At 44.1% G+C, this 18,108-nt stretch carries 15 protein-coding genes; 13 read left to right on the top strand and 2 right to left on the bottom strand.

Going from position 1 to position 18,108, the window contains the following annotated elements; genetic code table 11:
* The first annotated feature begins 3 nt into the window (after nt 1-3).
* The 7 genes from ISR87_10065 (at nt 4) to ISR87_10035 (ending at nt 7,589) form a co-directional block, all read left to right on the top strand.
* A complete protein-coding gene (locus ISR87_10065) occupies nt 4-996 on the top strand; it encodes a ketoacyl-ACP synthase III (protein MBL7025791.1) in 993 nt (330 codons plus the stop codon).
* 35 nt (nt 997-1,031) lie between these two features.
* On the top strand, nt 1,032-2,180 hold the full coding sequence (locus ISR87_10060; protein MBL7025790.1) for an acyl-CoA dehydrogenase family protein: 1,149 nt from the start codon (nt 1,032-1,034) through the stop codon (nt 2,178-2,180).
* Between the two features lie 7 nt (nt 2,181-2,187).
* Entirely contained in the window at nt 2,188-4,491 is a 2,304-nt protein-coding gene (locus ISR87_10055) for an HDIG domain-containing protein (protein ID MBL7025789.1), read from the top strand.
* A gap of 44 nt (nt 4,492-4,535) precedes the next feature.
* Nucleotides 4,536-4,958, top strand: coding sequence for an rRNA maturation RNase YbeY (ybeY, locus tag ISR87_10050; GenBank protein MBL7025788.1), 423 nt, complete (start codon nt 4,536-4,538; stop codon nt 4,956-4,958).
* A complete protein-coding gene (locus ISR87_10045) occupies nt 4,958-6,256 on the top strand; it encodes an HlyC/CorC family transporter (protein MBL7025787.1) in 1,299 nt (432 codons plus the stop codon). The genes ybeY and ISR87_10045 overlap by 1 nt, the downstream gene beginning before the upstream one ends.
* Nucleotides 6,257-7,063: a nucleoside triphosphate pyrophosphohydrolase gene (gene mazG / locus ISR87_10040; GenBank protein ID MBL7025786.1), complete on the top strand. Its 807-nt coding sequence runs from the start codon at nt 6,257-6,259 to the stop codon at nt 7,061-7,063.
* A gap of 163 nt (nt 7,064-7,226) precedes the next feature.
* Nucleotides 7,227-7,589: a transposase gene (locus tag ISR87_10035; protein ID MBL7025785.1), complete on the top strand. Its 363-nt coding sequence runs from the start codon at nt 7,227-7,229 to the stop codon at nt 7,587-7,589.
* A gap of 103 nt (nt 7,590-7,692) precedes the next feature.
* Here ISR87_10035 and ISR87_10030 read toward each other — a convergent pair whose 3' ends face one another.
* Entirely contained in the window at nt 7,693-8,151 is a 459-nt protein-coding gene (locus tag ISR87_10030; GenBank protein MBL7025784.1) for a phosphatase PAP2 family protein, read from the bottom strand.
* Nucleotides 8,152-8,355: 204 nt separating this feature from the next.
* Here ISR87_10030 and ISR87_10025 point away from each other — a divergent pair, with 204 nt between their 5' ends.
* Nucleotides 8,356-9,081, top strand: coding sequence for a hypothetical protein (locus ISR87_10025; protein MBL7025783.1), 726 nt, complete (start codon nt 8,356-8,358; stop codon nt 9,079-9,081).
* Between the two features lie 2 nt (nt 9,082-9,083).
* Here the strand turns inward: ISR87_10025 and ISR87_10020 are convergent, their stop codons facing one another.
* Nucleotides 9,084-11,699, bottom strand: a complete 2,616-nt coding sequence (locus ISR87_10020; GenBank protein MBL7025782.1) for a hypothetical protein — start codon at nt 11,697-11,699, stop codon at nt 9,084-9,086.
* Between the two features lie 269 nt (nt 11,700-11,968).
* Between ISR87_10020 and ISR87_10015 the strand changes: the two genes are divergently transcribed.
* The 5 genes from ISR87_10015 to ISR87_09995 form a co-directional block, all read left to right on the top strand.
* The gene (locus tag ISR87_10015; GenBank protein ID MBL7025781.1) at nt 11,969-12,724 is read left to right on the top strand and encodes an electron transfer flavoprotein subunit beta/FixA family protein; all 756 of its coding nucleotides are present in this window, start codon (nt 11,969-11,971) and stop codon (nt 12,722-12,724) included.
* Nucleotides 12,725-12,733: 9 nt separating this feature from the next.
* Nucleotides 12,734-13,708, top strand: coding sequence for an electron transfer flavoprotein subunit alpha/FixB family protein (locus ISR87_10010; GenBank protein MBL7025780.1), 975 nt, complete (start codon nt 12,734-12,736; stop codon nt 13,706-13,708).
* Nucleotides 13,709-13,987: 279 nt separating this feature from the next.
* Nucleotides 13,988-14,656, top strand: a complete 669-nt coding sequence (locus ISR87_10005; GenBank protein ID MBL7025779.1) for an HAD-IA family hydrolase — start codon at nt 13,988-13,990, stop codon at nt 14,654-14,656.
* 127 nt (nt 14,657-14,783) lie between these two features.
* Entirely contained in the window at nt 14,784-17,531 is a 2,748-nt protein-coding gene (locus tag ISR87_10000; protein ID MBL7025778.1) for a M6 family metalloprotease domain-containing protein, read from the top strand.
* A 105-nt stretch (nt 17,532-17,636) separates the two neighbouring features.
* A partial coding sequence (locus tag ISR87_09995; protein ID MBL7025777.1) for a DMT family transporter occupies nt 17,637-18,108 on the top strand: 472 nt, incomplete at its 3' end.

Genomic DNA, 18,108 nt, shown 5'->3' with positions numbered 1-18,108 from the left:
ACCATGCGAAAAGCTTACATCGATGCGATCGGGATGTATGTCCCTGAAAATGTAGTAACCAACCAGGATTTGGAAAAATTAATGGATACCTCAGATGAGTGGATCCGTGAGAGAAGTGGTATCCAGGAGCGTCACCATGTGGATGGAGAATGCACAACTGATCTGGCATTGAAAGCTACCGAAGAGGCACTTGAGAAGGCTGGCATGCAGGCAGAGGATGTGGAGCATATCATCTTCTCAACCATGGCGAGCGACTACTTCACGCCAGGTGGCGGTCCCATGATGACCAGACGTCTGGGTATTCCTGGAACCCCTGCCCTGGACATTCGTATGGCCTGCTCAGGATTTTTGTATGGACTATCCATTTCCAAGGCATTTATCGAGTCGGGGGCCTATAATAATATCCTGCTGATTACCTCCGAAGTTCAGTCTGTGGCCCTTGATTTTACCACTGCGGGTCGAGATACAGCAGTCCTGTTTGGCGATGGTGCTGCAGCGACTATCATTAAGGCTACAGATGAAGATAGAGGATTGCTATCAGTAAAGACCCACTCAGATGGTCGTTATGCCGAGGATCTCATGCTACGCACACCCTCAACTCTGGATAACCCGTTTTTGACAAAAGAATTGTTAGATAAGGGTTATGGTCAGGTCGTGATGAACGGTCGAACCGTATTCAAACATGCCATCACCAAATTCCCACAGGTGATATCTGAAGCCCTGGAAGCAGCGGGTGTTGAGAAGTCTGAAGTAAAACTGGTGGTTCCTCACCAGGCCAATCTGCGCATCACTGAGGCGGTGGCCAATCGATTAGAGCTTGAAATGCACAAAGTTGTGTATTCTAATATTCATAAGTACGGAAATACCACATCAGCTTCTATACCAATTGCCCTATATGAAGCCATGCAGGAGGGAAAGATCAACCGCGGTGATATCATTGTGGTAGCCTCATTCGGAGCAGGTTTTACCTGGGGTGCGTCGGTAATGAGGTGGTAGATTAATCATTCTATTCAAATTCAGGGGGACATAACATGAAACAATACTTTCAGGATGAGCATTATATGCTCCAGGACATGGTTCGTGATTTTGCTGCCAATGAAGTTGCGCCAATCGCTGAAACCCTTGACAGGGAGGAACGCTTCCCCCTGGAACTTATTCCCAAACTGGCGGAGTTAGGACTCCTGGGAATTCCCTTCCCCGAGGAATATGGTGGTGCTGGTATGGATACGCTGGCCTATACTCTGGTCATTGAGGAGTTGGCCAAAGTTGATTCATCCGTTGCCATTACTGTGGCTGCCCACATCTCATTAGGCACCAGCCCAATTTTTCTGTTTGGGAATGAGGATCAAAAAAATGCCCATCTTTCCAATCTGATCTCCGGCAAATATCTGGCTTGTTTTGGTTTGACCGAACCAGAGGCTGGGTCCGATGCAGGTGGCACAAAGACTACTGCTGTAAGAGATGGGGATGAATGGGTAATTAATGGTTCTAAAAATTTTATCACCAATGCTGGTTACTCAGGAGTGTGCAATTTAACCGCAGTGACTGATCCTGATGCCAAACGTCCAGGTGGGGTTTCTGTATTCATGGTTGATCCAAAAACACCAGGTTTCATTATTGGCCCACCTGAAAAGAAAATGGGCTGGCGTGGGTCGGATACGCGTGCTTTGACCTTTGAAAATATGAGAGTTCCATCCAACGCGTTGCTAGGAGAACTGGATGTTGGATTTAGTCACATGATGACCGCATTGGTCGGAGGTCGCATCAGTGTGGCGGCCCTGTCTCTTGGTCTGGCTGAAGGTGCCCTCCAGGCTGCAATAAAATATGCCGATGAGCGTGAAGCATTTGGGAAAAAGATACATCGCTTCCAGGGCGTGGGATTGCAGCTTGCTGAAATGGCCACGGAGATTGAAGCAGCGAGACATCTGGTTTACCATGCGAGTTATGTGAAAGATCATGGCGGAAATGTAGTAAAAGCTGCTGCGATGGCTAAATTAAAGGCCTCTGAAACTGCTGTACGGGCAACCAATATGGCCGTACAAGTGCATGGCGGTTATGGATACATAAAAGAATTTCAGGTTGAACGGTTCTTCCGTGATGCCAAAGTGCTCACCATTGGTGAAGGGACGTCAGAAGTTCAAAAACTTGTGATTTTGAAGCAGCTTATGAAAGGGTTATAATTACTACATGTTGCCACAATCAAAAAAGGTCGTCAGTGACGAAAAGAAATATCACCTCTGGCTAAGGATCAGCCAAATAACGCTTATTGCTCTGCTTCTCGTTGTCACAGCTCTGTTTTTCCCTCGAGGAAAGATGTTTCAATTCAACTATGATGTTGACCAGATCACTACTGAAACCATTATCGCCCCGTTTGATTTTGACATTTTAAAAACAAACGATGCGCTCGAAATAGATCGCAACGCTCGCGAGAGTACAGTACAACCCGTATTTATTTGGGACAATACCACCCGCGATAAAGTGAATACGGCAATAGATGAGATGCGTGAACAGCTCGCCCTGTGGTATCAGGCTGAAAAAGATTTATCTGCCAAGAAAAATTATTGGAGTACCATTACAGATAGTCTGGCTGCAGATTCCATGGTTTTCGAGCTACAAGAAGATTCATTACACGTTCTTAACTTTAAACTGGATTTGCAGAATAGAGGTCTCAAAAATTTAGGTACGCCTCGCTGGAGCTATTTCCTGGAAGAAGGTCCCTCCACCAGGCAACTTGCAAATTCAGTAAAACAAGCCCTCCTGCCACAGTACATGCTGGGTATCATTGGTGATCTTCCAACAGATATTGACGTTGCTCGAATAACCATGATTATGAGGGGCAAAGAATCAAGCCGAAACCCCAAGGACTTCCGCAATATGGAGCAGTCCTGGGAGAGCGTTCAAAAGGTGCTTAGCTCCAATTACTTTGAACGGAATCCAAGCCTGCAGCAACTTGCCGAGGACATCGCCCAGGCTGTAATGATTCCTAACCTGAACTATTCTGCTGAGCTTACTGACAATCGCATTTCCGAAGCTCGCAATCTGGTGCCCATAAGTGTGGGGAAAGTTTTCAAGAACGAGCGTATTGTGGATGCCAATACCCGGGTAACTCCCCCGATAAAACAAAAACTGAATTCATTGGAAAAGGAATACATCCGCAAAGGGTACGGTGAATCGGCAGCGAACAAGGTCACCACCTTTATGGGCAAAATTATGCTTTCAGCATTTTTACTCTTTTTCTTTTTTGCATATCTACAGACCTATAGGAGCCAGATTTATAACGATATAAAACTCATCGCTCTGGTGGGCATTGTTTTTATTATGACGCTCGCCCTGGCGCACATGATTGTCTATAAATTGGGCTGGTCTGAGTTTTTTGTCCCAATGACTATTGCTGCCATGATATTTACCGTCGTATTTGATGGCAGAATAGCTTTTATCATTATGGTGACACTGACCCTACTGACAGGTATTATCCTCAGCAACAATATTCCATTTATTGTGGCCAACCTATTTGTCTCTTCCCTGGCTATTTATACGGTACGCCGACTAAGATCACGATCTCAGATATTGTGGAGTATTCTGGCTGTCACTTCAGGTTATGTTGCTGTGATTGCAGTTTTCGAAATGATCAAATTTAGCAATTGGGAATCTGTGATGGAGCATATGGTCTTTGCGACTGCCAATGGCGTATTATCTCCGCTGCTCTCCTACGGACTACTGGTTTTAATTGAGAGAGTTTTCAAAATCACCACCAATTTAACTTTGCTTGAACTTCTGGATTTTAACAACAAGCTGTTAAGTAAGTTGGCTATGAGGGCTCCAGGAACTTTTAAGCATAGCATTGATGTTGGCAATCTGGCTGTTGCAGCTTCTGAAGCGGTGGGAGCCAATTCATTGCTGGCACGCGTGGGCGCCTACTATCATGATATTGGCAAAGCTGAAAAGCCTGAATACTTTATTGAAAACCAATTACGGGGTACCAACAAACATGATAAACTCTCACCCAGACTTAGTGCGACCGTGATTGTTGCACATGTTAAGGATGGTATCAAACTGGCAGATGAAAATCGATTACCCTCTATTGTGGCCGATTTTATCCCCATGCACCATGGAAAAACCAGAGTCGAGTACTTTTATCAGCAAGCGCTAGAGAAGGCAAAAGAAACCGATTCAGATATTAACGAGGCAGACTTCAGATATCCAGGTCCCAGACCAAATACAAAGGAAACTGGTATTTTAATGATTGCCGAAGCGATTGAAGCAGCCTCGCGCAGTTTGAAGAATCCCAACCCACAACGCATTGAATCGCTTATGGATACAATAATTGAAAGTAGAATCAAAGGAGGGGAGCTAATCAATTGCCCCCTAACCTTTAGAGATCTTGAGATTATAAAAAGCGCAATGATGCCCGTTCTCACTGGAAGTATGCACGAAAGAATTGAATATCCAGGGCAACGAGAAAAATTGCATATGATGGATGATGAAGACTAATAATAGACCTGGTAAATCACGCCAAGATACTACCCACCTTATCCATGAAAATTGACATTATCGACCCGCCTGGCGGGGTGGACGCTCCTCAATTCATTGCCTGTGTGGGTGAAGTGCTGGCAACTGAGCATAAAACCTTTGAATATGTGAACGTAATATTTCTGGGAAAAGATGATCTCCGTCTCATGAAAAAAGAATATTTTGAGAAGGATGTTTATACGGATGTCATCGCTTTTAATTTGAATGACCCCGATGAAAATATTGAGGGGGAGATTTATCTCTCATATGAGCAGATTGTGGACAATGCCATTTCCTATAACACGAAATTGGACATTGAGTTATTGAGAGTTCTCATTCACGGTTGTTTGCATTTATGTGGATACGAGGATGATACAGCAACAGCTAAAGAGCAAATGACTGATTTAGAGAATCAATATATTAAAAAACTTATGGACCTGGATACTTAATGGAGTTTTCAGAATTCTTCGAGTCCACTCTCGTCTGGCAATTAGTTGTATTTATTCTCCTATTGGGAATGTCTGCCTTTTTTTCAGGATCTGAAACTGCACTATTTAATCTTAAAAGAAATGATCTTGAAAAATTAAAGCATGATCTGGCTCCATCCTCCAGACTCATAGTACGCCTATTGGCAACGCCTAAACGATTACTCATCACCGTATTGACTGGCAATACCATAGTCAATGTTGCCCTGGCCTCCATGGCTGCTTTGATTACAACCGAAATCGCCAGCAAAAGCGGCGTGAACCAAGTTCTTGCCCTGGTTGCAGAGACCATTATTCTCACCATTATATTGGTCATTATAGGTGAGATCACACCAAAGGTTTTGGCAATGCGGCATTCATTGGGATTTGCATCCAGAATAGTTGGTATCCTCTCCATCATTTTCAAGTTGTTTTCACCCATCGCGCAGGTTGTCTATAACCTTGTGGAAAAGATGGTAACCATTACGGGAATTCAACCAGAGGAAAACTTCACCTCAGATGAAGAAATCAAAGAACTGGTGGAATTGGGACAGGATCAGGGTGTTATTGGAGAGGAAGAAAAAGAAATGATTCACTCCATTATTCAATTTGGTGATACACAAGCCAAGGAAATAATGATACCACGACCAGATGTGTTCATGCTGCATACTGAGATGAGTCGCGATGAAGTTTTAACTCTCATTAGACAGAGTGGCTACTCAAAGTATCCCCTCTACAAAGATCAGATTGATCAGATAAAGGGTATTGTCTTCATAAAAGATATTTTACCCTATCTGCATAGCAGCTCACAACGCATTAATCTTGAGCGTCTCGCCAGGCAGGCAATGTTTGTTCCTGAACATCAGTATGTTGATGACCTCCTGAGAGAAATGCAGAAGGAAAAACAAAAGTTAGCCATTGTTGTAGATGAATATGGTGGTTTCTCTGGAATGATAGCGGTGGAAGATATCATTGAAGAAGTTTTGGGTGATCTAAAGGATGAACTCGATGAGTCCGATGAGAATTCCGAGATTGTTGAGCTAGAGAAGCACGTCTTTGTAATAGAAGCATCAACTCATCTGGATGACGTCGCTGCAGTTTTGGGAATTGAATTCGCTGAAGAGCGTGATTTTGATTCCATAGGGGGCCTGATTTATTCCAGCCTTGGAACCATTCCTGAGCCAGGTGAAATAGTAGAGTATGAGCAGTTCAAATTTGAAGTTTTATCTGTTGAGAAAAATCGTATTGAAAAAGTAAAAGTGACCAGGACTGAGATTAAGTAAATGGTGGAAGCATTCAAGACCTCCCCTGAGTTTGAACTCCGACGTCTCATCGATATCGTATCCAAACTTCGTAGTCCTGAGGGTTGTCCCTGGGATATTGAGCAAACTCCAGAAAGTATGATCCCTTATCTCCTTGAAGAGGCGTATGAAGTTGTGGAGAGTATTGAGGATGGTAAACAAGAGGATATACTGACGGAGCTTGGAGACCTGCTATTGCATATTGTCATGCAGGCTCAAATGGCAGAAGAGGAAAATAAGTTTGAGCTCCGCGACTCAATACATTCAATTAATGAAAAACTTATTCGACGCCACCCCCATGTTTTTGGTGATGACAATAGAAAAACCAAACGACTTGAAGATGCCAAGGAAAAATGGGAGAAGGCCAAAAAAAGTGAGGGTCGAAAAAGTTGGATTGATGGGGTTCCGAAAAACTTGCCAGGATTAATTCGGGCACAGCGTGTACAGGAGAAAGCCTCAACAGTTGGATTCGATTGGGATGATGTTGCTCCTGCGTTGGCAAAATCCCATGAAGAAATTGATGAATTGTTAGAAGTATGGCTTGAAGGAAACCATGAACGATCCAGGGAAGAATTTGGTGATGTCCTCTTTAGTATAGTTAATGTGGGTCGATTGATGAATCTGGATAGTGAAACTTCAATGCGCCAGGCAATTGATAAATTTGATGCCAGGTTTCGTGCGCTTGAAAAAGTATTTGATGATGAAAAGCGGGATATAGAAGCTGCCACTCTGGAAGAAATGGATGAAGTTTGGGATCGGATAAAACATAGTATAAGCTTTCGCAAATAGGCAGATCGACTCCAACTTATAACTTCAAATATATCAAAATCTCAAAACTCAAGTTTGATTTATGCTTCAAGTAGGTCAAAAAAAATTATCTCTTGATAATAGCAACTTAAAACTATAGTTTGGTTACACTTGTTTAAATCATACAATCCAGGAGGTTTTTTAAATGGCTGACAAACCAGCAACAGGTAAGCAGGGGAAACGTTATTCAGCAGAAGAAAAAGCAGAGATAGTTGCATTTATCATTGCTTATGATGCTGAGCATAAACGTGGTGGTATGAAAGCTGCCAGTGATAAATACGGAGTTTCCGTAGTCACTCTGAGTAATTGGAAGAGAAAAGATAAGGGCCCCAAGAAGCGTAAAGCAAAGGGCAAGAACGTCGCTGGAAAGAAGACTGTTAAAACTGCTGTAGCCTCGGCTAAAGTTGTAGGTGATAGTCCTGAGGCCATACTGAGCCGTTTGCAGACAATACGTGCTGAGATTCATAAACTTGAAAAAGAATATGACGGACTTAAGAGAAAGCTATAAAAAGCATAATGTCTCATTTTGAGGCGAATGGCAATTTTGAAAGAGGTGAGGTAACTTACCTCTTTTTTTTAGCATAGCACGAGTGGAATAAAAAGATTTAGAATTATGTAAGATAGAATAAGGAAATGATAGTTATAAATATCATGCTCCATGTAGCGCCAAATATCCAGCCCGCTAAAACATCCAGGGGGAAGTGAGCGCCGCAATATATTCTTGAATATCCCACCAGCAGGGAGAGTGGTATCAATATCCAGGCTGTCCAGGAAAACATAAAACTGAATGACAAGGCAAAGGCCATCGTATTTGAAGCATGGTTAGAAGGAAATGATTTCTTGCCGTAGTTCATGGTGCCCAATGATCTGATATCTTCAAATTGTTTTCCCGGTCTCACACGATCAGTTTTCTTTTTCAGCACTCGAGAATTGATAGCATCCGCTGCGCTTGCACTTAAGCCCCCCAACACTATCGCCAATAATCCTGCCTCCCAGTCCAGATAGATGAGTAGCATTGCGAAAGTGAGAGTAGGGACTATCCACCTGTAGGGGTTTGACATAGTGATCATGAATTTATCCCACTGTGGTTTGGACCATTTGCTCGCAATGAGATAGGTGAGGTCTAGTTCCACTTTGGATATGGGAAGTTTAAGCATGCTTTAAAAATGAATACTCCCACAGGTAATTGCTACTAATTTATACCTTTAAAATTGTGTTTGAATCTGAGACGAATTAGGCTGGGCATATTGGGAAAAATTAATGTGGAGTAAGAAATGATGAGATTCATGAACGTATTGATTATAACGCTAACCATATTTATATCCGCTTGTAACACTCCAGAAGTGATAAGTGATTCACAACCTGTTTTGGGTCAATTAAAAGTCGGTTTTGACATTGATGACACAATTTTATTTTCACGTGACAATTTTCTCAAAGCTCCTCAAATGAGTGATGACCCGGATCATCTTGATTATGGCTGGGTGAATCAGCATGATAGTCTGTATTCAGTAACCATTCAACCTGTAGCTGAATTAATCAGTTTCCTTAGAGCCCATGGGCATAAGGTATACTTTATTACTGCTCGTCCAGGTATCAACGGCGATGCGGTAGCTCGGCATTTAACCAGGGAACTGGGTTTTGATATTACCCTGAATGAAAATTTATTCTTTTCTCCCAAGAAGAAGGATGCTGTCAGCGGACACAAGTTTACCACAAAACATATCCGTATAGCAGAATTAGGTCTCCATATCTTTTACGGAGATGCTGACAATGATATGGTTGCAGCAGGCATTGCTGGAGTACGTGGAGTCCGAGTGGTAAGAGATCCTCGTTCCGTTGAGGCTTATAGTAAAAACTATTTTGGGGATACTCGATCAGCGCCCCAACCCAAGGCACCCTATTCTGAGGAAGACTATCAGAAATTTTTATCCAGGGGTGTCGGTCCCTATGGGGAAACCATATATCCTATCTATTTTGCAGAGCCAGCCGAAACTGAATAATTCTAAAGTGGGATAATCTCCACACTAAACACTCTAAATTGATTCTGCTCTCCATTCATGTTGGTAACAGGAAGGGTTTCCTGGTTGAGCATGAGTGAGTTATTCCCCTGTTTGAAATAGGCTTTTGCCCATGAAGTGGTAGAAAGTTTTTCCCAACCAGCTGTATGGGGAAAACTGATCATTTGTTCCAACCACCAATTATTGATCACCAATTTTGCCAGCCCACAGGTATTCCCGGTATTAATCGGTCCCGCTCCATTACTGTATATAAACCGGAGCAGGTAGTTTCCCTCGGAGGGAACTTCAAAATCCATATCAATAAATGCATTCGATGTACCTAACTCAATATAGTAGGGCTCTCTCGAACTCAACATCAAGGTAGCCGAAGGTCCCAGGTAGTGAGGTTTGGTTGGTAAACTTAATTGCCCAGTGGAGTCCATGGATCTCATGGAAAAGAACCCATTCAGAGTGTCAGGAATAATGACTGTGGGCTGTTCGAGTGAGTCAAGATATCGACCATTTAATTCCAGGATGCCTTGCCTCGATGTGGAGGTCCAGACCAGCGTGTCATTTGACCAGAATATCTCAGGTGCATCTGGAAGAAGATAATCTACCAGTTCAATCTTGTCTATTGGCTCAGTCTTCCCTGCTCCCAATTCAACGACAATATTCAGTGCTTCACCTTTGAGAGGTATGGGTGAATCACTTGCCTGTGGCACGCCATTAATTGTCATGAGGAGGATGTGGGCACCAGAACCATTGATCAGAATGGAGATCGGTGTATGGTGCAGGGTGAAATTTGAGAGTGAAAACCTGTCCCATTCAAATGGGTTGTTTGGTTCAAGTGTGAGGTCAAACCCATTATGGTCAAAATTATAATTAACTGAGATTCCAAAAAGACCCCGATAAATAGCTCCCAGCCACCCTGCAACACTCCAGAGCTGTCGATCTGAATTAATCTGGGTTTCATCAGGTCGGCCAGATTTGTATTCAAAATTTTCACGATGTGACAAGAACAAGCTGGCAGAGCGGATCAGACTATTGAAGCCGTGAGCATAGGCCTGACTGTTGCCTGACTGTTTTGCTGCCAGAAGTGCATAGGTTTCTACAAAAGGCCAAATCGCCTTGTTATGGTAGGGTGGGGAATGGGGGAGCTGATGGGAGATAATGGGAGTACCAAATTGCGTGCGAGGATAGCTGGCCACAAGCTGGGAATCCAGGCCTGCAAACGATTTTAAATACAGGATACCCAAGGACTCACCCAAAATATCCCGATATGGGGCGGGAACCCAGGATGGCGTCGTCATGACATAGCTGGCTGGAGCATTAAGGGATGCATTCCAAAAATGTTGCAGAATGCTTTGATCCAGTCTTTGGATGAGTTGAGACCAGGATCGAATAACTTCAGGGTTATTATCAACCAGGACCAATCCAATCTCCAATGCCCGTTTGAAAATGATGTTTGTGGAGAGGGCATGTGAGGAATGAATGTCAGAGGGTGTCATCCATGGGGGATAGGTCTGTTCCCGCCAATCTTCAAAGCTGGTCTCCCCTTGCAGCATTCCTGATACAGGATCTCTATTCCAGAGCAGATCCTCCTGGAGGGCCTGTACCACGGGTCCCTTAATTTCTTCCAGCCACTCTTCATCGCCGGTAGCCAGAAATACTTCCCAGGCTGCCAGCGTCCAGACATGGCGATCACTTGACACGGGCCATGATCCCCCTGTGCCAGTATCCTGGATAATTCTACCTGAATCACTAAGTTTTGCCCGAAGGCTGGTTTTCATATTTTCTGGGAAGAGATATGCCAGCGATAGCTGACCGGCAAAAGATATATCACGGGTCCATACTCCTGGCCACTCCTTGCCCGCTGAGAAAGCACCATCCTCACGGATATTAAGAACGGCTTCTTCCAGGGCCAGGTTGGTGAGTGCTTCCAAAAGGGGCGCTTCGGGACAAGAAAAATTAGGCAAATTTGAGATGTCCTCATTGAGTATCCACCGTCCCTCGTCTGTGGTAGGAACAGGCGGCTCGAAGTGGATACTCAATTCATAAATGGAATCCTGATCAATATCCTGGAATTGAAGCTGCTCTGGTGATTGAGGAAGGTCCCAGATCCATTGTAGGGGGGCTGTCCCGCCAGCCATGTACAGCCCGGAAAACGCCTCAGCTGTGATGGTATCATTGGTAGCTGTGACATAGTAATTCTGTTCTTCAAAGGCCTGTAGAATGGGGCGTATGTCTACTCGGAAGTGAACATTGGTGGCTTTGTCCATTGCTGGAGGTGTCCCAGGAGGAATGATTGACGGGCCACCAAATTTTAAAGTAGGTGCATAGAACTCAGAAATACCCTGAGGAACGATTAGCTGATGATCCATTCCGAATCCAGCCTCGTTGTCTTCGCCATTCAGGCTGAGTTTAAAAAGGATGGGTTGAGGGATAGATGTGTCCATCACCATGGGATAAGAGGAAATCAATTGAGTAGGAGAGAGTGCACGTGCGCTGTATTCGCCCTCTATCACTGACGTTGAATTTATTTTGTAGGGAGAGCCGCTTCGTTCACAGCTTACGAGAAGGACCATGAGCAGGCTTATGAGTGCGATAAATCTAAGTTTCATATATTCCATCCTTTATACCATGCCTTAAACTAATTAATACAGGATGGATGGCTATTTTCTTTGTAACAATTTGTCCAGCAATTAGAAACACTGCGGAATTGAAAAGCAGTTATTGAATTTGGAAAAACAAACTATATATTACAAACCGACCAGTCGGTATGTTGAATCATTTTGCTTATTGACCTTAAGAATCTATTTTCATGAAACCTATGGAATAGTTGATTATTTGATTTCAATAGATGTTTAGATCAATTGAAAAGGAGCTCAGAATGAAGATTGTTGTATGTGTCAAGCAGGTGCCTGATACTGAAACTAAAGTGGTCATCAGTGGAGATGGTTTGTCCATTGATCCTGCTGATGTTAAATATATCATGAACCCCTATGATGAAATCGCTGTTGAAGAAGCCCTCAACCTCAAAGAGGCTGCCGGCGAAGGTGAAGTGATTGTTCTCACTGTTGCCAGTGAAGACGCACAACCTGTCATGCGGACCGCCATGGCTATGGGTGCCGATAGTGGAATCCTTCTCAAAGCTGAGAACGCAGCCTTGGCTGATGGCTTATCAGTAGCCAAAGCACTGGCTGATGAAATAAAAGCACTTGAAGCTGATCTGGTCATCACTGGCAAGATTGCCATTGATGGATATGGTCATCAGGTGGCCAGCATGCTTGGTGAATTGCTGGGAATGCCCGTTTTACCTACTGCCAAGACATTGGAAATTGTGGACGGCGTGGCCACCATTCACAGAGACATTGAGGGTGGCAAGGAAACAGTTACAGCGAGAACACCCTGTGTCATCACCGCTGAAAAAGGGCTGAATGATCCTCGCTATCCTGCGTTAAAGGGTATTATGCAAGCCAAGCGTAAACCATTGGAGATCAAGGATGTTACGCTTGATGCCGGTGGTATCGAAATTCTGGAAATGAGTTATCCTGCCAAAAAACCTGAAGGTCGAATTGTCGGTGAAGGTCCAGAAGCTGCTGCAGAATTGGTCCGATTGCTTCGTGATGAAGCTCAGGTCATATAGGAGGTCATCATGAGTAATATTCTAGTTTTTGCTGAACAACGTGACGGACAATTAAAATCTTATGCCCTTGAGGCAATTTCTGAAGGTAGGCGTTTAGCTGATGGAGCAGGGGGAACTCTTTCAGTCTGTGTGATAGGTGCCGGGATCGCCGGTCTTGGCACTTCTGTCACCAGTCATGGTGCCGATAAAATATACCTGGCCGAGGATGGAGGATTGGGAGTATACAGCCCCGGAGCTTATGCAAAATTATTAAAGGATGCCCTGACAAGTTCTGATGCAGAGGTTGTATTGCTTAGCTCCTCCGCCATGGGGCGGGAATTGGGAGCCATATTGGCTGCTAAAGCTGATGCCAGCCTTTTGAGTGATGTCGTTGAAACCACTTGGGATGGTGATCATCTCGTGGTGAAAAGACCTGTATATGCTGGCAAGGCTTTCTTAAAGGTTGCTGCAAAGAAAGCTCCAGTCGTAGTGACACTGAGACCAAATGTATTCGCTGCCGAAGAGAAAGCGGGTGCTGGAGTTGTTGAGAATATGGTTGTTGCCCTAAGTGATGCTGAATCTTCGGTGACGGTGACTGAAACAGTTATGAAAGCCAGTTCCAGACCCGAACTCACAGAAGCCAGTATCATTGTCTCTGGTGGTCGTGGAATGGGTGGACCTGAGAATTATAACATCATAGAAGCCCTGGCAGACTCACTGGGTGCTGCTGTGGGTGCATCACGTGCTGCTGTGGACGCAGGATGGCGTCCTCATGCCGATCAAGTTGGTCAAACGGGTAAAACCGTCTCACCCAATTTGTACATCGCCTGTGGGATCTCTGGCGCGATCCAGCATCTGGCCGGAATGAATTCCTCCAAATGTATCGTAGCCATCAACACCGATCCTGAGGCTCCCATTTTCAAGGTTGCCAACTATGGGATTGTTGCCGATCTCTTTGAGGTTGTTCCTGCCCTGAATACCGCATTTAAGGAGCTTCTCGCTTAAACAGTTTTTCCTTAGTTCTATCCGAAATGAGGCTGGCTTTCTGCTGGCCTCTTTTATTTTGAAGCAGGTAGCAAGTTGTGACTACATGATTAATAGATTTTTTTTACAACCAACGAAACGAAGTCGACGAATCTTCATAATAGGTTTTAAATCAGTTTCAACGATTATGAGGAATACATAAAATTAAATTCGTATGGTTCGTAAAACCTGTCTATCGAAACCCATAGGGTGTAGACAGATTCGTTGTAAAGCGCTTATGTATATATGAAATGAGGAAATATGTTAAACCCCCGTGGGATATTATTTGATCTGGATGGAACCCTGGTTGATACCAGTCGTGACATCACGTCAAATTTAAATAGAGCCTTTGAATCCATGGGGTATCCGCAATTGCCCCACGCGACCATATTGTCCCACGTTGGTAATGGAGCCCATTATTTACTTGAGCAATGTTTGCAGATAAATCAACCAGACATGAAAGTGGATGACAAACTTGTTACAAGCATCTGGGAAAAATTCCGTGAGTTCTATCTGGTTCATATTATTGATGAAGCGCAACCTTATGCAGGTGTGGTTGAATTTCTGGAGAATGAGCAGCGCCCCATGGGTGTGGTTTCCAACAAACCAGAAGTGATGGTGAGGGCAGTTTTAAGAGAACTAAAGCTGCTACACCATTTCAAATTCACTTTGGGAAGGGATTCATTACCTGTATCAAAACCAAATCCAGAAGTGATACGCTACGGTATCCATGAGCTTGGAATAGATGTGCCTGGCGATGTATGTATGTTGGGAGACAATCCAGTGGATATCATTGCAGCCAAAGGTACCGGTGCTATTGCAATCGCCCTGTCGTATGGTTTTTCATCTGTGGAAGTGCTTGAAAATGCACAACCTGATTTTCTATTCCATAGCTTTGAGGAATTTGTAAAGTCCATTCAACCCGGTTGATTCTGCGGGGGTACTAATAATTCCGTTAGAAAAACTCCATATTTCCTGTGGGATAAGTCATTGTTCTCAATCAATCCCCGTGCATTTTAATCAGATGGCAAATAATTTCACCAAAGTTAGGTCAAACATGATATACAGGCTCATTTCGGCACATATACTAATACTTACCATCGTTCTGGGATCAACACTGGCGAAACCCGGTGTAATTCCTTCTGAGAGGGTTAAACAGCAACTGGAAATCATGTCTGAGTCCTACACCCAGGGTGGATTGGCAGCTAAAATGCAACGGGTGAAGGCAGCCAATCTTCAAGCTGCAGCGACTGGCACGAGAGACCTTCGAGAAGATGTTTACATGAGTTTCCCTGTCATTCTGGGATCATATACAGACTCCAACGACAACGAAAATGTGGTTGACCAACTACAGCAGGAACTATTTGATGGCCCCTGGCCCAGCATTACCATGGCAGAACACTATGAGCAAATGTCCTATGGCCAATTTCATCTGTCTGGAACCGTATATGGATGGTATGAATTAGGTCATGATAGTGAATATTATGAGGGCTCTCAATCTTCTCCTTATGACAATGGTTTCTTCCAGCCGCCTGGCGGAGTCGGGGATTTCATGACAGAGGCTCTCAATCAAGCAGATTTGGAAATAGATTTCTCTCAATATGACAACGACGGACCCGATGGAATTGCTAATTCCGGCGATGATGATGGGTATGTCGATGCAACTTTCTTTGTCCATTCAGGTCGCGGAGGGGAATCTGGCGGACCTTCTATCTGGTCCCACAGATGGGTGTATTCAGCAGCTTCAGGAACAGGGGCTCCCTATTCCACAAACGATACTAGCTTTACAGGCCAACCTATTCGTGTCCAGGATTATATCATGCAACCTGCCGTCGCCGGGGGTAGTCAGGGAAGTGGTGGTCTCATCCAAATTGGTGTTTTTTCTCACGAATTTGGGCATGCACTGGGTCTTCCTGATCTTTATGATACTGACTATAGTTCAGACGGTGTTGGGAGCTGGTGTCTCATGGCCAGTGGTTCATGGAGTACTCCTTCCAGCCCCGTTCATTTATCCGCCTGGTGTAAGGAAATGCTGGGTTGGACAATTCCAATCATACCGAACCAGAATATCCAGAACTTTGAATTTCCCAATGCTGAGGAAAACTCCTTTGCAGTCAAGTTATGGACCCATGGAGAATTGGATCCATTTATTGGAAATTACAGTCACGGACAGGATGTGGGTGAGGAATATTATCTCATTGAGAATCGACAGAGAATAGGCTCTGAGCAGCACTTGCCTGGTACTGGTCTGGTCATCTGGCATATTGACAACTCCAGATCCACCAATAGTAATGAAAATCACCGCATGGTAGATGTAAAAGCCGCTGATGGCCATTTCAATGGGTCCAATAGTGGCGACAGTTGGCCAGGTTCCACAAACAACCGGAACTTCGATTTTGAAACTATTCCAACATCCATTGGCTGGGAGGGTGTGAACACAGAAGTGGCCGTACGTAATATTTCAGATTCTGATCATACGATGTGGGCAGATATCGAAGTACATGAATCCAATCCTCATATTAGAATTACTGATATGATTGTGGCTGATTTCAATGGCGACAACATTTTTGCTCCTGGAGAGAATGTCCTTATCTGGCTCATTGTAGAGAATACGGGGGCTCAGGCGAATAATACCACTGCAACCTTATCCATCCAGGGAAATGAGGTAGAATTAATTGATGATGTCATCGGTTTCAATCCCATAGATTTTATGGCGACCAGTACATCAAACCAGGCATTTGAATTCAATATTAGCGATACCTTATCACCTGGCTCAGTCAGTTTTGAGGTCAGTTTTATATCAGACGAATCAATCGAGCCAGAGCTACAACATTTTGAATTACTATTGGGTCTACCAGAGATTGTACTTATTGACGATGATGGTGCCATGACTGGAAATTCTGACTACCAAACCTACTTTACGGATGCCCTGGCGGCCGAAGAACTGGTGCATGTGGTCTGGGATCTTGGAGAAAGAGCACTGCCTGATTTGGAGTGGTTAGATGACTTCCCTTCAGTTATCTGGTTTAGCGGTGATAATTCTGCACCTCTGAATGAAAACAGTATCCTTCTCATCGCAAATTATCTGGATGGGGGCGGAAACATCCTCATGACTGGTCAGAATATGGCCAGTGGCGATCTTACTGTTGAAATTTTTTTGATGAACTATTTTTCGACAGAATTAAATGAAGATGACATCATCACGCCAAATGTATATGGCGACCCTGGACATGATTTTTTTACCCTTGATGATCGTTATGCCATCGGGAGTTCTGATGCTGCAAACAATCAGATTGCTTCAGACTCATACAATATTCTTGATGGGGGCTCATCCATGTTCATGTATCCCTTCCTCGGTGGTGCATCTTGTGGATCTTCAGTTAAAAATCAGATCTATTCTGCCGTGATGCTCGGTTTTGGTTTAGAGGCGTTAACACATTTTGGAAGCGAATCAGATAGTTCTCGCGGGCAAGTGATGCGACGATTGCTGGATTGGATGAATTCACCTGTTACCTCAACAATTGAAACCTCATTGTTTATACCAGAATCTTTGGGAATACAATCAAGTTACCCCAATCCGTTTAATCCTACCATTACATTTAACATAGATATGGCTACTGGGGATAATGGGATATTGCAAATATTGAATATCCGAGGTGGTCTCGTTGAAACACTCAATCTCGAAAAATCAGGTAGCGTTAGATGGGAGCCTGCCGGGAGCCTGGCTGGGGGCGTTTATTTCGCCAGATTCCAAGTGAATGGCAAGGTTTTAGGTACTCTGCAAAAAATCACCTATCTGAAGTAAATAGACGTTTCAGGTACTTATAAATTCTCTCCCGAGGTGGATGTATCCATCGTCATTGACCCCGGTCTAATTATATTCCTCCCATGAGAATGGATACTTCATATCGTGTTTAAGCGATTGATCTCATGGCCCTACATCGGTCCACTGGCCATTGTATTCGCAGCATTTCTGTGGTCCATTGACGCTCTCTTCAGACAGTCTCTTTATAGTCTACCCAGTATCTTCATTGTCTTTTCTGAGCATGCTCTTGGTGTTCTCATTACCCTCCCCTGGCTTATTAAGTTTTGGCCAAAGATTAAAACCTTAAGCCGGAAGACCTGGATCTCCATCTTCTGGATAGCGGTGTTTGGGGGCCTCCTTGGCACTCTGGCCTACACAAGGGCTTTGAGCTATATTCATTATATCCACTTCTCAGTCGTGGTCCTCCTACAAAAGCTACAACCCATTTTCGCCATCATCCTGGCCCGGATTATCCTCAAAGAACGTTTTAAGGGTCGCTTTTATCTCTGGGCTGGCATCGCATTACTGGGAAGCTATTTTGTGGCTTTTCCGAATATCTTGCCTCAGTGGCAGGATG

The organism is Candidatus Neomarinimicrobiota bacterium, from assembly GCA_016784545.1.
Lineage (GTDB): Bacteria > Fidelibacterota > UBA8477 > UBA8477 > JABMPR01 > JABMPR01.
Note: the sequence above shows the minus strand (reverse complement) of the source record. Positions and strands in the feature narration are given on the sequence as shown.

What these genes read in the sequence shown, in the direction of transcription:
- ISR87_10065 (MBL7025791.1), top strand. Translation starts at nt 4, where the DNA reads ATGCGAAAAGCTTACATCGATGCGATCGGGATGTATGTCCCTGAAAAT.
- ISR87_10060 (MBL7025790.1), top strand. Translation starts at nt 1,032, where the DNA reads ATGAAACAATACTTTCAGGATGAGCATTATATGCTCCAGGACATGGTT.
- ISR87_10055 (MBL7025789.1), top strand. Translation starts at nt 2,188, where the DNA reads ATGTTGCCACAATCAAAAAAGGTCGTCAGTGACGAAAAGAAATATCAC.
- ybeY (MBL7025788.1), top strand. Translation starts at nt 4,536, where the DNA reads ATGAAAATTGACATTATCGACCCGCCTGGCGGGGTGGACGCTCCTCAA.
- ISR87_10045 (MBL7025787.1), top strand. Translation starts at nt 4,958, where the DNA reads ATGGAGTTTTCAGAATTCTTCGAGTCCACTCTCGTCTGGCAATTAGTT.
- mazG (MBL7025786.1), top strand. Translation starts at nt 6,257, where the DNA reads ATGGTGGAAGCATTCAAGACCTCCCCTGAGTTTGAACTCCGACGTCTC.
- ISR87_10035 (MBL7025785.1), top strand. Translation starts at nt 7,227, where the DNA reads ATGGCTGACAAACCAGCAACAGGTAAGCAGGGGAAACGTTATTCAGCA.
- ISR87_10030 (MBL7025784.1), bottom strand. Translation starts at nt 8,151, where the DNA reads ATGATCACTATGTCAAACCCCTACAGGTGGATAGTCCCTACTCTCACT.
- ISR87_10025 (MBL7025783.1), top strand. Translation starts at nt 8,356, where the DNA reads ATGATGAGATTCATGAACGTATTGATTATAACGCTAACCATATTTATA.
- ISR87_10020 (MBL7025782.1), bottom strand. Translation starts at nt 11,699, where the DNA reads ATGAAACTTAGATTTATCGCACTCATAAGCCTGCTCATGGTCCTTCTC.
- ISR87_10015 (MBL7025781.1), top strand. Translation starts at nt 11,969, where the DNA reads ATGAAGATTGTTGTATGTGTCAAGCAGGTGCCTGATACTGAAACTAAA.
- ISR87_10010 (MBL7025780.1), top strand. Translation starts at nt 12,734, where the DNA reads ATGAGTAATATTCTAGTTTTTGCTGAACAACGTGACGGACAATTAAAA.
- ISR87_10005 (MBL7025779.1), top strand. Translation starts at nt 13,988, where the DNA reads ATGTTAAACCCCCGTGGGATATTATTTGATCTGGATGGAACCCTGGTT.
- ISR87_10000 (MBL7025778.1), top strand. Translation starts at nt 14,784, where the DNA reads ATGATATACAGGCTCATTTCGGCACATATACTAATACTTACCATCGTT.